Annotated in this window: 16 protein-coding genes; 6 read left to right on the top strand and 10 right to left on the bottom strand. The window is 75.7% G+C overall.

All coding sequences use genetic code 11. The features are described 5' to 3' along the window. Positions 1-28: 28 nt before the first annotated feature. From WHI96_RS22440 to WHI96_RS22420, 5 genes are all read right to left on the bottom strand, one after another. Positions 29-769 carry an SIR2 family NAD-dependent protein deacylase gene (locus tag WHI96_RS22440; RefSeq protein WP_345645530.1) on the bottom strand — a complete coding sequence of 247 codons (741 nt, stop codon included), beginning with the start codon at positions 767-769 and terminating at the stop codon, positions 29-31. A 101-nt stretch (positions 770-870) separates the two neighbouring features. Next, positions 871-1,185, bottom strand: coding sequence for an antibiotic biosynthesis monooxygenase family protein (locus WHI96_RS22435; protein ID WP_345645533.1), 315 nt, complete (start codon positions 1,183-1,185; stop codon positions 871-873). 10 nt (positions 1,186-1,195) lie between these two features. Next, on the bottom strand, positions 1,196-1,549 hold the full coding sequence (locus tag WHI96_RS22430) for an MmcQ/YjbR family DNA-binding protein (protein WP_345645536.1): 354 nt from the start codon (positions 1,547-1,549) through the stop codon (positions 1,196-1,198). Between the two features lie 9 nt (positions 1,550-1,558). Next, entirely contained in the window at positions 1,559-2,083 is a 525-nt protein-coding gene (locus WHI96_RS22425; RefSeq protein ID WP_345645538.1) for a 2'-5' RNA ligase family protein, read from the bottom strand. 12 nt (positions 2,084-2,095) lie between these two features. After that, positions 2,096-2,959: an HhH-GPD family protein gene (locus WHI96_RS22420; protein WP_345645541.1), complete on the bottom strand. Its 864-nt coding sequence runs from the start codon at positions 2,957-2,959 to the stop codon at positions 2,096-2,098. Between the two features lie 784 nt (positions 2,960-3,743). Between WHI96_RS22420 and WHI96_RS22415 the strand changes: the two genes are divergently transcribed. Next, positions 3,744-4,178: a hypothetical protein gene (locus WHI96_RS22415; protein WP_349302438.1), complete on the top strand. Its 435-nt coding sequence runs from the start codon at positions 3,744-3,746 to the stop codon at positions 4,176-4,178. A gap of 3 nt (positions 4,179-4,181) precedes the next feature. Here WHI96_RS22415 and radA read toward each other — a convergent pair whose 3' ends face one another. Together radA and WHI96_RS22405 are read right to left on the bottom strand one after the other, a co-directional pair. Further along, entirely contained in the window at positions 4,182-5,561 is a 1,380-nt protein-coding gene (gene radA / locus WHI96_RS22410; protein ID WP_345645613.1) for a DNA repair protein RadA, read from the bottom strand. Then, entirely contained in the window at positions 5,558-6,295 is a 738-nt protein-coding gene (locus WHI96_RS22405; RefSeq protein ID WP_345645546.1) for a copper chaperone PCu(A)C domain-containing protein, read from the bottom strand. The genes radA and WHI96_RS22405 overlap by 4 nt, the downstream gene beginning before the upstream one ends. 343 nt (positions 6,296-6,638) lie before the next feature. On the opposite strand from WHI96_RS22405, the gene WHI96_RS22400 reads away from it, so the two are divergent. From WHI96_RS22400 to ispF, 3 genes are read left to right on the top strand one after another with little or no spacing between them, the layout of a single operon-like run. Next, on the top strand, positions 6,639-7,130 hold the full coding sequence (locus tag WHI96_RS22400) for a CarD family transcriptional regulator (protein WP_020625956.1): 492 nt from the start codon (positions 6,639-6,641) through the stop codon (positions 7,128-7,130). Between the two features lie 5 nt (positions 7,131-7,135). Beyond that, entirely contained in the window at positions 7,136-7,852 is a 717-nt protein-coding gene (gene ispD / locus WHI96_RS22395; RefSeq protein ID WP_345645549.1) for a 2-C-methyl-D-erythritol 4-phosphate cytidylyltransferase, read from the top strand. Beyond that, positions 7,849-8,316 carry a 2-C-methyl-D-erythritol 2,4-cyclodiphosphate synthase gene (ispF, locus tag WHI96_RS22390; protein ID WP_251783619.1) on the top strand — a complete coding sequence of 156 codons (468 nt, stop codon included), beginning with the start codon at positions 7,849-7,851 and terminating at the stop codon, positions 8,314-8,316. Before ispD ends, ispF begins: the two co-directional genes overlap by 4 nt. Here ispF and WHI96_RS22385 read toward each other — a convergent pair. Beyond that, positions 8,313-8,732 carry a VOC family protein gene (locus WHI96_RS22385; protein WP_345645556.1) on the bottom strand — a complete coding sequence of 140 codons (420 nt, stop codon included), beginning with the start codon at positions 8,730-8,732 and terminating at the stop codon, positions 8,313-8,315. The genes ispF and WHI96_RS22385 overlap by 4 nt on opposite strands. Before the next feature lie 67 nt (positions 8,733-8,799). Here WHI96_RS22385 and cysS point away from each other — a divergent pair, with 67 nt between their 5' ends. Together cysS and rlmB are read left to right on the top strand one after the other, a co-directional pair. Then, positions 8,800-10,191 carry a cysteine--tRNA ligase gene (gene cysS / locus WHI96_RS22380; protein ID WP_345645559.1) on the top strand — a complete coding sequence of 464 codons (1,392 nt, stop codon included), beginning with the start codon at positions 8,800-8,802 and terminating at the stop codon, positions 10,189-10,191. Between the two features lie 14 nt (positions 10,192-10,205). Then, positions 10,206-11,180: a 23S rRNA (guanosine(2251)-2'-O)-methyltransferase RlmB gene (gene rlmB, locus WHI96_RS22375; protein ID WP_179761651.1), complete on the top strand. Its 975-nt coding sequence runs from the start codon at positions 10,206-10,208 to the stop codon at positions 11,178-11,180. Between the two features lie 114 nt (positions 11,181-11,294). On the opposite strand, the gene WHI96_RS22370 is transcribed toward rlmB, so the two are convergent. Both WHI96_RS22370 and WHI96_RS22365 read right to left on the bottom strand, forming a co-directional pair. Then, positions 11,295-12,140, bottom strand: coding sequence for a metal ABC transporter permease (locus WHI96_RS22370; RefSeq protein ID WP_345645615.1), 846 nt, complete (start codon positions 12,138-12,140; stop codon positions 11,295-11,297). A gap of 8 nt (positions 12,141-12,148) precedes the next feature. Continuing rightward, positions 12,149-12,988, bottom strand: coding sequence for a metal ABC transporter ATP-binding protein (locus WHI96_RS22365; RefSeq protein WP_345645562.1), 840 nt, complete (start codon positions 12,986-12,988; stop codon positions 12,149-12,151). Between the last annotated feature and the right edge of the window lies 1 nt (position 12,989).

Raw genomic sequence — 12,989 nt, 5'->3', positions numbered from 1 at the left:
CGGCACGGAGGTGCGCGGGGCGGTCGGGTCAGAGGGCGGCGTCGATCGCGGCGAGGGCCGCGGCCGCGGGGGCCGCGATGCCGACGCCGCGGCCGTGGCGCACCTGCGGCTCGCGGACGTTGATCCGCACCAGCGCGCCGGTCGCGGCCGAGGCCAGCTCCGAGCGGCGACGCACCGTGGGCAGGGCACCGCCCGCCCCCAGCTCGACGACGACCACCTCGGTCCGGTGCGCCGCCAGCCAGTCCACGTGGCGCTGCATCGCCGTCGCGGCGTGCGAGTCGTCCCACCCGCCGTCGCCGAACATCAGGATCGCCGGACGGGCGATGCCGCCGCAGCCCGGGCAGCGGGGCAGCTCGCCGGCGGCACGCATCGTGGCCTCGTCGACCGGCACCTCGACGCCGTCGGCGGGCCACACGCCGTGACCGCAGAGCCGCAGGCACTGCAGGTGGTGGATGGAGCCGTGCACCTCGGCGACGTCGTCCGGGGCGAAGCCCGCCCGCTGGAACTGGCCGTCGACGTTCGAGGTGAACACGTTCGAGGGCACCCGGCCGGCCCAGCGGCGCAGCACCGCGAACCCGGGGTGCGGCACGGTGTCCCGGTAGAGGTGCAGGCGGTGGCCGTAGAATCCCCAGGCCAGCGCCGGGTCGTCGGCGAAGTGCTCCGGGTCGGCGAGCTCGGAGAACCGCAGGCCGAGCCGCGCGTAGGGCGGGTACGCCCGCCAGAAGCCCTCGTCGCCGCGGAAGTCCGGCAGCCCGGAGTCGACGCCCATCCCGGCGCCGGCGGTGACCAGCAGCGCGCCCGCGTCGCGGACCAGGCCGGCCGCCGCGGCGATCTCGTCGGCGAAGGCAGCGGCGACCTCGCGAGCGTCGATCAGGACCCCGCCGCGATCTGCTGCAGGTCGACGACCTCGAACTCCAGCACCGAGGAGCCGGTGCCGACCGGACGTGCCCGCTCACCGGCGTGCGCGGCCTGCCCGTCGCCGGCCATCCAGGCTCGGAAGTCCTCGTCGCTCTCCCACCGGGTCACCACGAAGTAGCGGGACTCCCCGGCCACCGGGCGCAGGAGCTCGAACCCGAGGAACCCCTTCGCTCCGTCCACCGCACCCAACCGGTGCGCGAACCGCTTCTCCAGCTCGGGACCTGCGTTCTCCGGGACCTCGATCGCGTTGATCTTCACAATGGCCATGTCCGCCACGTTATCCCTGCCCGGCGTCGTCGATGCGCATGCGCCGGGCGTCGCCGACCAGTTCGGCCAGCCGGGCGGTGTCCACCGCGTCCAGGCGGACGAGCACCAGGGGCCACGGCGCGTGCCCGGGGTCGGTGAAGAACAGGTCGGGCTCGCCGAGCAGCAGGGCCTGCTTCTCCGCCTCGTCGCCGACGTACAGCACGGCGACGTCGGTCCTGATCACCCGCCGCCTGCCGGGCACCCGCTCGGGCCACGACCACACGAAGCCCTTGCCGCGCACCCGGAAGTCGAACCCCTCGCTCGGGTTCTCGACGACGCCGTCGAGGCCGAGCGCGATCCGCCGCACGTCCTGTTCGTCCGCCACGGGGCAAGCCTAGGGTCGTCGGGGCCGGTCCTCCGCCGGCCCGCCGAGGACCGCCGTCTCCCCGGTGCGCGAGTCGTGCAGCTCGACCGCGGTGATCCGCGCCCGCACCGGCTCGACCGGGTGCAGCAGCGCGAACGCCTCGGCGGGCCGCCCGGTCGCCAGCACCACGTGCGGCAGCCAGGAGCCCGGCAGGTGCGCGGCATGCGCGCCCCGCACCCGTCCGGCCAGCGCGTCGTGCACCGCGGTGTGCACGGCGAGCACCTCGGGGTCGGTGACGGCGGTCAGCGCCAGCACGTCCGGCGCGTCCGGGCCGACCGAGCCGAGACCGGCCAGCCACAGCACCGGCAGCGCGACCAGGCGCAGCTCCGCGGTCAGCTCCCGCACGGCGGGTGGCGGGACCGTACCCGCCGCGGCCACGGTCACCTGCGGCGTCCCGGACGCGACCGGGATCCCGGCCGCCGCGAGCCGGTCGCGCAGGGCGGTGAGCGCGGCGGCGCCGTCGTCGTCGAGCCGGAAGCGGACGGTGCTGGGCATCGGTCTCCCCGCTCAGACGGGGAGGGCGAAGCGGCCGTCGTCGGTCTGCTCGGCCAGGCCGTCGACCAGCAGCGAGTGCAGGCACCGGTCGCGCTGGCCCGCGTCGGACCAGACGGCGTCCAGCGCGGCACGCTCGACCGGCCCGTGCGCGGTGCGCAGCACGTCCATGAGCCTGCCGCGCACCTGCCGGTCGGTGCCGGCGAAGCCCTGGACCGGCTTGCGCGGGCCGTCGTAGGCGGGTTTACCGGCCGCCACCCAGGCGCAGCGGGCCGTGACCGGGCAGTCGGCGCACCGCGGGGCGCGGGCGGTGCAGACGACCGCGCCCAGCTCCATCAGCCCGGCCGAGACGACGGCGGCCTCGGCGTCCTGGTCGGGCAGCAGCGCGTCGACGTCGGCCAGGTCGGCCCGGGTGCGGGCCGGTCCGGCGTCGCCCTGACCGTGCACCGCGCGGGCCACGACCCGGCGGACGTTGGTGTCGACGACGGCGGCGCGCAGCCCGAAGCCGAACGCCGCCACCGCCCGCGCGGTGTAGGAGCCGACACCGGGCAGGGCCTCGAGCGCCTCGACGTCGGAGGGGACGGCGTCGCCGTGTTGGGCGGCGATCGCCGCGGCCGCGTCGTGCAGCCGGATCGCGCGGCGCGGGTAGCCGAGCCTGCCCCAGGCCCGCAGCACGTCCGCGCGCGGCGCGGCGGCCAGCGACGACGGCGCCGGCCAGCGCTCCATCCAGTCCCGCCAGACCGGCTCGACCCGGGCGACCGGGGTCTGCTGGAGCATGAACTCACTGACCAGCACGCCCCACGGGGTGGTCTCCGGGCGGCGCCAGGGCAGGTCGCGGGCGTGCGCCCGGAACCACGGGGAGATCAGATCGGCCACCACCGCCCCAGTGTCCCGCGCCCCGGGCCGGGCCCCGGCGACGGCCCCGCCGTGATCACGGACCGGGCACCGTCGGCGTCGCCCGGCGACCGTCCCGGTGCCCGCGTGTGGATCACGGTCCCTACCGCGCCCGCCACCGGGGCGCGCGCCACGACCGGGGCGGTTCCCGTCCGCGGGGGCCGGGCGGGACCCTGTCGCCGGAGGACGCCGGTCACCCCGGGTCGGTGTGCCACCCGCCCGGGGGTCGGGCGATCCGGGTCGCCGACCCCCGTCCGGGCCGGTCCGGGGAGTGCGCGCGCGGTCGTTCCGGCAGTGCGCCCACCCGATCGGGACGCGCGGGTCGCCCCGCCGGGTGGACCTCGCCGGACATGTCCGGTCCCGGCGCGGCGGCGGCGACTTCGTGTAACCGGAGTTCTACCGTCGGTGACATGCACCCGGTGGGTCCCCTGCCGGCGTCGGTCTACTGGCGCCGGCGCGCGTGCGCGGTCGGCATCGCGCTGCTCGCGCTCTTCGCGCTGCTGTGGTTCACCACCTGGCTGCTGATCCCGCGTGGCTCCGACGAGCCCGCCGGGACGGCCGCACGGACGACCCCCCGGTCGTCGCAGACCACACCGGACACAGGGACGGCCGCACCCGCGCCGTCCCCGGGGTCCCCGTCCCCGGCATCCCCAGCCCCGGGGACGGGGGCACCGCCCACGTCCGCGCCCCGGGTCGACCCCGCCGCGCCCGGACCCCCTCCGGCCGCCGTGGCGGGAACGTCCGCCCCGACGACACGCCACGTCCGTCGGTGCAGGTGCCGCAGGCCGCACCGTCCCCGCCGACCGGTCCGGTGCCCTGCACCGACGCGATGATCGAGGTGCGCGTCGAGACGGGGCAGCCGACCTACCCCTCCGGCGCGCGGCCCGAGCTGCGGCTGGTCGTCACCAACGTCTCCGGCCGGCCCTGCGTGCGCGACCTCGACGGCGCCCAGCAGGAGATCGCCGTCTGGAGCGGTGACGGGGCGACCAAGCTCTGGTCGTCCAACGACTGCTCCAACCCGTCGTCGGACGACCTGCGCACCCTGGTACCCGGCCAGCCGGTGGCCTTCGCCGTGACCTGGACCGGGCTCGCCTCGGAGCCCGGCTGCGCGGGCGAGCGCACCCCGGTGGGCCCGGGCGGCTACCGGGTACTGGCCCGGCTCGACCGGGTCGTGAGCGAGCCCGCCCCGCTGCTCATGAGCTGAGGTTCAGCGGATGCGGGCCATGATCTCGCGCAGCGACGAGGCCTCGGTGATCTGCATCCCGGTCCGCCCGACCTCGGCCCCGGTGGGGACGATCGCCCGGGTGAAGCCCAGCCGCGCGGCCTCCGCGAGACGCCGGTCCACCCCGTGCACCCGGCGCAGCTCGCCGGCCAGCCCGAGCTCGCCCAGCACGACGAGGTCCGCGGGCAGCGCCGCGTCCCGCTTCGCCGAGACGACCGCGAGCGCGATCGCGAGGTCGGCCGCGGGCTCGGTGATCCGCATCCCGCCGACGGTGGCGGTGTAGACCTCGGCGTCGTGCAGCGTGAGCCCGCCCCGCCGCTCGACGACGGCGAGCAGCATCGGCACCCGCGACGAGTCCAGCCCGGTCACCGCGCGGCGCGGGCTCGGGATGTTCGCCCCCGCGACCAGCGCCTGCACCTCGGCCAGCAGCGGCCGTCGCCCGTCCATCACGACGGTCACCGCGGTCCCCGGCTGCACCACGTCGGCGCCCTGGCCGAACCGGCCGAGGAACAGCCCCGAGGGGTCGGCGAGACCGACGATGCCGGAGTCGCGCAGCTCGAAGCAGCCGACCTCGTCGGCCGGGCCGAACCGGTTCTTCACCCCGCGGACCATCCGCAAGGCCGAGTGCTTGTCGCCCTCGAAGTGCAGCACCACGTCGACGAGGTGCTCCAGCACCCGCGGACCCGCGATGCCGCCGTCCTTGGTGACGTGGCCGACGAGCAGCACGGCCAGGCCGCGTTCCTTCGCCAGCGCGGTCAGCCCCACGGTGACGGCGCGGGTCTGGGTGACCCCGCCGGGGCTGCCGTCGACCGAGGCGGTGGACATGGTCTGGATCGAGTCGATCACCACCAGCGACGGCCGCAGCACGTCGATGTGGCCGAGCACCGACTCGAGGTCGGACTCGGCGGCGAGGTAGAGCTCGTCGTGGACGCCGCCGGTGCGCTCGGCGCGCAGCCGGACCTGGCCCGCGGACTCCTCCCCGGAGACGTAGAGGACCCGGGACCGGGCCGCGGCCTGCGCGGCGACCTCCAGGAGCAGCGTCGACTTGCCGACGCCCGGTTCACCGGCGAGCAGCACCACCGCGCCCGGGACGAGCCCGCCACCGAGGACCCGGTCCAGCTCGTCGACGCCGGTCGGCCGGGCCCGGGCGGAGTCCAGCTCCACCTCGGCGATCCGCCGGGCCGGGGTGCTGGGCGCCCCGGCGACGACGGTCCGGCCCGCCCCACCGGTGCGCACCGGCTCGACCTGCTCCAGCGACCCCCAGGCCTGGCAGCCCGGGCAGCGCCCCACCCACTGCGCCGTGCGGTGGTCGCACTCGGTGCAGCGGTAGCCGCCCGAGCGGGCGGCGCGGGACCGGGGGGTCAGTTGCCGGCGGCGCCGCCGGCGCCGCTGCCCTCGTTGCCGGGCGCGACGGGGGCGCCCTCGCCGGCCGGGACCGGGTTCGGCCGGTCGACCGGCGGGGTCTCGGCCTGGCCGCCGGTCTCGGAGTTGACGCCGGTCTCGGCGCCGTCGGCGCCCTCCTCGCCGTCGGCGAACGACGCGCGCTCCGGGGCGTGTCCCGGCGAACCCTCGCCGTGCGGCACGCCGGTCGGGACGGTGACGGTCACCGAGCCGGCCTTCTCGAACACGAACGTCATCGGGATCTGCGCGCCGGCCGGGACCGGACGGGTCAGGCCCTCGGCGACGAGCTGCACGCGCCTGGCGTTGGTCGGGGTCAGCTGCAGGTTGCCCGGCGAGACCAGCGCGATGTCCTGCGGCATGGTCGCGTCGCCCTGGATCTGCACCGACGCCGCGGCCGGCGAGGTCACCGACACCAGACGGTCGGCGACCGAGGCGGTGTTGACCAGGGTGGCGACGAGCGGTGCGGCGCCGCCCTGGCGGTAGAGCGCGTCCGGGCCCGCGGGAGTGGTCGGGTAGGCGACCTGGACGTCGCGCAGGTCGACCGAGCCGACCGTGGCGTTGGCGCCGTTGACGGCGGCGACCTGGCGGGCGGTCTGCGAGATCTGCCCGGCTCCGCAGCCGCTGACCAGCAGGCCGGTCAGGGCGACGGCGCCGGCGACCCCGGCCAGGGTACGGGCGGAACGGCGGGTGCGGCTCACGGTCGTCGTGTCCTTCCTTGCCGGTGCCCCGAAGTGCCCCCGGCGCACATGCTGGGTCTGTCGGGGGCAGCCTAGTCGCGCGCTCCGACGTGTTGCGCGGTCGGGCACCCGGGTGTGACGACCGCGTCCCCGCCGGACGGTGGGGCGGCGGACCCGGTGGTCCGGGACGTGACGCGGCGGCGACCGGCACGTGGCCGGGCTGCTCCGGATGGGCGCCACGCCCACGGGAAACACGTTCCTCCGCCGTTGTCAACCCCCTGACCTGCGACGACGGTGAAAGCCGGTCACCGTCCCGTCCGGGCGACGTGTTAATCTGGACCCAGCGAAAGGGGCCAGAGGACACATGGTTTTCAAGGTCGGAGAGACCGTCGTCTACCCGCACCACGGTGCCGCGCTCATCGAGGCGATCGAGACCCGGACGATCAAGGGCGAGGAAGTGCAGTACCTCGTCCTGAAGGTCCAGCAGGGTGATCTGACGGTGCGCATCCCCGCCGACAACGTCGAGGTGGTCGGTGTTCGTGACGTCGTGGGCCAGGAGGGGCTGGATCGGGTCTTCGAGGTGTTGCGCGCGCCGCACACCGAGGAGCCCACGAACTGGTCGCGCCGGTACAAGGCGAACTGGGAGAAGCTCACGTCCGGTGACGTGAACAAGGTCGCCGAGGTCGTCCGCGACCTCTGGCGGCGTGAGAAGGACCGGGGCCTGTCCGCCGGTGAGAAGCGGATGCTGGCCAAGGCGAGGCAGATACTGGTCAGTGAGCTCGCGCTGGCCGAGGGCACCGACGAGGAGCGGGCCGAGGTCCTGCTCGACGAGGTGCTCGCCACCGCGAACGCCTGACCGGCGTGCACGGACCGTCCTCCGGGGCGGGTGTCGTCGCGGTGCTCCCCGCGGCCGGTTCCGGGGTGCGTCTGGGTGCAGGTGTGCCCAAGGCGTTCGTCGGACTGGCCGGGGTTCCCATGCTGGTTCGCGCGGTCGACGGCCTTCTCGCGTCCGACGTCGTCGGACACGTGGTGGTCGTCGTCCCCGCGGACCAGGTGGACGACGCCGCAGCGATGCTGCCCGGACGCCCGGCGACCGTTGTCGCCGGCGGTGCCGACCGCACCGCCTCCGTCGCGGCGGGTCTCGCCGCGACCGGGCCGGACGTCGAGGTCGTGCTGGTGCACGACGCCGCGCGCCCGCTCACACCGCCCGACGTCGTCCGCCGGGTGGTCGACGCCGTGCGTGCGGGCGCACCCGCGGTCATCCCGGTGCTCCCCGTGACCGACACGGTCAAGCGGGTCGACGCCGCCGGGACCGTCGTGTCCACCGTGGACCGCGCCGAGCTGCGTGCGGTGCAGACACCGCAGGGGTTCCGCGCGGCGGACCTGCGCCGCGCCCACGCGGGTACGCCCGACCCCCGCACCGACGACGCCGGGCTGGTCGAGGCGCTCGGTGACCCGGTCACCACCGTCGCCGGGGACCCGCTCGCGTTCAAGGTCACCACCGCGTGGGACCTGCGCATCGCCGAACTGCTGCTCGCCGGGGCGGGCCGCGTCACCGAGCACGAGGAACACGTATGAGGGTCGGGATCGGTACCGACGTGCACCCGGTCGAGCCGGGCCGCGACTGCTGGGTCGCGGGCCTGCTGTGGCCCGGGGCCGACGGCTGCGCCGGGCACTCCGACGGCGACGTCGCCGCACACGCCCTGTGCGACGCCCTGCTGTCCGCGGCGGGGCTGGGCGACCTGGGCGCGGTGTTCGGCACCGGCCGTCCGGAGTGGACGGGTGCGAGCGGCGCGACCCTGCTCGCCGAGGTCCGCCGCCTGCTCACCCGCGACGGCTGGACCGTCGGCAACGCCGCCGTCCAGGTGGTCGGGAACGACCCGAAGATCGGGAAGCGCCGGGCCGAGGCCGAACGGGTGCTGTCGGAGGTGGTCGGCGGCCCGGTGTCGGTGTCCGGCACGACGACCGACGGGCTGGGGCTGACCGGGCGCGGCGAGGGCCGCGCCGCCGTCGCGACGGCGCTGCTGCTGCCCGCGGGCTAGAGACGCCCGGTCCGTTCCTGGATCTGCTCCGGTGTGAGGTCGCCGGCGTGGGCCGCCACCATCCAGGCGTGGCCGAACGGGTCGGCGAGCCGGCCGCCGCGCTGCCCGTAGTCGTGGTCGGTCACCGGGAACAGCACCCGGCCGCCGTGCTCCACCATGGCCGCGGCGACCGCGTCCGGGTCGTCGACCTCCAGGGCCAGGATCACCGCGCCGGGCCCCGACGGCGCGGGGTCGACGTGGTCGCCGTCCTTGACGGCCCACTCCGCGCCGCCGGCCCGCAGCAGGGCGTGCACCACGGCGCCGGAGCCGTCGGTGTAGCGCTCCACGAGCTCCGCGTCGAACGCGGCGAGGTAGAAGTCGATCGCGGCGTCGGCGTCGTGCACGACCAGCCGCGGGTACATCCGCTGAACAGCCATGCCGGACACCTTGCCGCAGCGGCACCGCCCGTGTAGTGGACGAATCGGAGCCCCGTACCCTGGTGACGTGAGCCTCAGACTTCTCGACTCAGCGACCAGGGAGCAGCGTGCGTTCACGCCGCTGCGGGCCGGAGCAGTGTCGATGTACGTCTGTGGGGCGACGGTGCAGGGCCTGCCGCACATCGGCCACGTCCGCTCGGGCCTGAACTACGACGTGCTGCGCCGCTGGCTGGCCCGGTCCGGGTACGACGTCACGCTGGTCCGCAACGTCACCGACATCGACGACAAGATCCTGCGCAAGGCGCACGCCGCGGGCCGTCCGTGGTGGGAGTGGGCGGCCACCCACGAGCGGGCCTTCACCGCCGCGTACGACGCGCTGGGCTGCCTGCCGCCGTCGGTGGAGCCCCGGGCGACCGGGCACATCACGCAGATGGTCGAGCTGATCGAGCGGCTGATCGAGCGCGGTCACGCCTACGCCGCGGGCGGCGACGTGTACTTCGCCGTGCGCACCCTGCCCGACTACGGCGTGCTGTCCGGTCAGCGCGTCGACGACGTCCACCAGGGTGAGGGCGACGGCGGCGCCAAGCGCGACGCCCTGGACTTCACGCTGTGGAAGGCGGCCAAGCCCGGCGAGCCCAGCTGGCCCACCCCGTGGGGGAACGGGCGTCCCGGCTGGCACCTGGAGTGCTCGGCGATGGCGACCGCCTACCTCGGCCCGGAGTTCGACATCCACGGCGGCGGCCTCGACCTGGTGTTCCCGCACCACGAGAACGAGCGCGCCCAGAGCCACGCGGCCGGGGACGGGTTCGCCCGGTTCTGGCTGCACAACGCCTGGGTGACCATGGGCGGGGAGAAGATGTCGAAGTCGCTGGGGAACACCCTGGCGATCGAGAACCTGCTCGAGCGGGTCCGCCCGGCCGAGCTGCGCTACTACCTGGTCGGCCCGCACTACCGGTCGGCGATCGAGTACTCCGACGCCGCGCTGGACGAGGCCGTCGCCGCGTACCGGCGGATCGAGTCGTTCGTGCACCGGGTGCGCGAGCGGCACGGTCTGCCCGAGGTCGCGGCGGAGCTGCCCGGCGCGTTCACCGCCGCACTCGACGATGACCTGGGCACCCCGCTCGCGCTCGGCACCGTGCACACCCTGGTGCGTGAGGGCAACACCGCCCTCGACGCCGGGGACGTCACCGGCGCGCTGCGGGCCGCGTCCGCGGTCCGTGCGACGACCGAGGTGCTCGGCCTGGACCCGCTGGCAGTCGGCGGTGTGGCCGAGGAGTCGGGCGACGCCGCCCGGCAGGCGCTGGGCACCCTGGTGGAGACGATGCTCGAGCGCCGCCGGGCCGCGCGCGCCGAGCGCGACTTCGCCACCGCGGACCGGCTCCGCGACGAGCTGCTCGCCGCCGGGATCGCCGTCGAGGACGGCGCCGTCGGCTCCACCTGGACTCTCAAAGACGCTTAGGACTCGTAGAACCCATGGCAGGCAACTCCAAGCGCCGCGGTGCGATCCGTAAGGACGGCACCAAGAAGGGCATGGTCGTCGGTTCCGGCGGCCAGCCCCGGCGCGCACTGAAGGGCAAGGGTCCGACCCCGCCCGGCGAGATGCGACCCGGCCATCCGAAGGCGAGGGCGGCCGCGCGCCGCGCCGCCCAGGACCAGCAGCAGCGCCGACGCCCGGTCGCGGGCCGTCGCGGTGACGGGGAGACCCCGGAGACCGTGCTCGGCCGCAACCCGGTCGTCGAGTGCCTGCGGGCCGGCGTCCCGGCGACGGCGCTGCAGGTGGCGACCGGCATGTCCGCCGACGACCGGGTCACCGAGGCCGTCGCGCTGGCCGCGGAGCGGGGCATCTCCATCCTGGAGGTGCCGCGCAACGACCTCGACCGGATCAGCGGCGGAGCGCTGCACCAGGGCCTCGCCCTGCAGGTGCCGCCGTACGCCTACGCCCACCCCGACGAGGTGCTGGAGGCCGCGTCGCACTCCGGGCGCCCGGCGCTGGCCGTCGCCCTGGACGGGGTGACCGACCCGCGCAACCTGGGTGCGGTCGTCCGGTCGGTGGGGGCGTTCGGCGGGCACGGTGTCGTCGTGCCGCAGCGCCGCGCCGCGGGGATGACCGCGGTGGCCTGGCGGACCTCGGCGGGCACCGCGGCCCGGGTCCCGGTCGCGCGCGCCACGAACCTGACCCGCACCCTGCAGGAGTACGCCTCCGCCGGGCTGATGGTCGCCGGACTGGCCGCCGACGGCGACGTCTCCCTCGACGACTTCGACCTGGCCACCGGGCCGCTGGTGATCGTCACCGGGTCGGAGGGCAAGGGCCTGTCCCGGCTGGTCCGCGAGACCTGCGACGTGACCGTCTCGATCCCCCTGGCCGGCCGCGTGGAGTCCCTGAACGCATCGGTCGCCACCGGTGTGGTGCTGGCCGAGGTGGCCCGCCGCCGTCGCGTCGGGCGCTGACCCGACGCGCGTGATCGCCGCGACGCGCGGTGGTCCGCTCCCCGCGCGCGTCCGGACGCACGCGACGGGCGGATCACCGCGCGGACAGCGGATCACACCCGGCGGGGCCGGGGGTCAGGCGCGGGCGGGGGTCCGGCCGCGCAGCCGGCTCACCAGCCGGCAGAGCAGGTAGGCGACGAACCCGATGGTCGCCACGTAGGCCGAGATCGGCAGCCCCGGCGCCAGCGACAGGATCGTCCCGCCGACCAGCGCGACCTCCGCGATGACGATCGCGAGGACGGTCGCCAGCAGCGGGTTCGCGGTGACCCGGTTCGCCGCGGCGCCGGGCACGATGAGCACCGACAGCACCAGGATCGCGCCGACGATCGGCACGGCCAGCGCCGTCACCAGGCCGATCAGCACGCCGAACACCAGGGTCAGCGCGCGGACGGGTACGCCGCGCGCCAGCGCGACGTCGGGGTCGGTGCTGGCGAACAGCAGCGGCCGGTAGAGCAGCGCCAGGGTCGCGAGCACGACGACGGCGACGACCCCCAGGACCCAGAGGTTCTGCTGGTCGACCGACACGATGGAGCCGGTGAGCAGGCCGAACCGGTTGGAGGATCGGCCGTCGTAGAGCGCCAGGAACAGCACGCCCAGGCCGAGCCCGAACGCCATCACCACGCCGATCGCGGAGTCCCGCTCACGTTGGCGCAGGCCCAGCACGCCGAAGATCACCGCGGCGACGACGGCGCCCACCACCGCCCCCACCCCGACGGCGACGCCGAGCAGCAGCCCGGCCGCGGCCCCGGTGAAGGCCAGCTCGGCGGTGCCGTGCACGGCGAAGGCCATCCCGCGGCTGACGACCAGCGGGGCGAGCAGCCCGGCGACCAGCCCGAGCACCGCACAGGCGATGAGCGCGTTGCGGACGAACGGGTAGCCCAGCAGCGTGCCGGTGCCGGACAGGTCGAGGATCCGGGCCAGGAACTCGGTCACGCGCCACCCCCGACCGCGGCGACGCCGTGCTCGGCGTGCCGGTCCCGGGTGACCGGGGAGTCCTCGGCCCCGACGACGACCAGCCGGTCGCGGACCCGCAGCACGTCGACGTCGGTGCGGTAGAGCCGGGACAGCGTCTCCGAGGTCATGACCTCGTCGGTGGTGCCGATCGAGAACCGGCCGTCGACGAGGTAGAGGACCCGGTCCACCAGCGGCAGCACCGGGTTGATCTCGTGGGTCACGAACAGCACCGCGGTGCCCGCGGCGCGGCGGCGCTCGTCGATCAGCCGGGTCACGATCCGCTGGTGGGACAGGTCCAGGCTGAGCAGGGGCTCGTCGCACAGCAGCACCGCCGGGTCCCCGACGAGTGCCTGCGCCACCCGCAGTCGCTGCTGCTCGCCGCCGGACAGCCGCCCGACGGGGGCGTCGGCGTACCCGGTCCCGCCGACCTGGGCCAGCGCGCGGTCGACGCGCTCGCGCCGCTCGCGTCGCCGGCCCAGGCCGAGACCGAAGCGGTGTCCGTCGAGGCCGAGGCCGACGAGGTCGCGCCCGCGCAGCGGCAGGTCCGGGTCGAGCGGCTGCTGCTGCGGGACGTAGCCGATCTCGGGACTCCCGCGCCGCGGGGTGTGCCCGCCGACGGTCACGGTGCCCTCGGAGAGCGGGAGCAGCCCCAGCAGGACGCGCATCAGCGTCGTCTTGCCGGAGCCGTTCGGGCCGAGGACGGCGACGAACTCGCCGGGTGCGACGTCCAGGTCGAGGCCGGACCACAGGGTCCGGTCCCCGAACCGGAGGCCTGCGCCGCGCAGCGACAGCGCGGACGGCTGCGAGGAACCCATG

The organism is Pseudonocardia tropica, from assembly GCF_040105315.1.
GTDB lineage: Bacteria > Actinomycetota > Actinomycetes > Mycobacteriales > Pseudonocardiaceae > Pseudonocardia > Pseudonocardia alni.
Note: the sequence above shows the minus strand (reverse complement) of the source record. Positions and strands in the feature narration are given on the sequence as shown.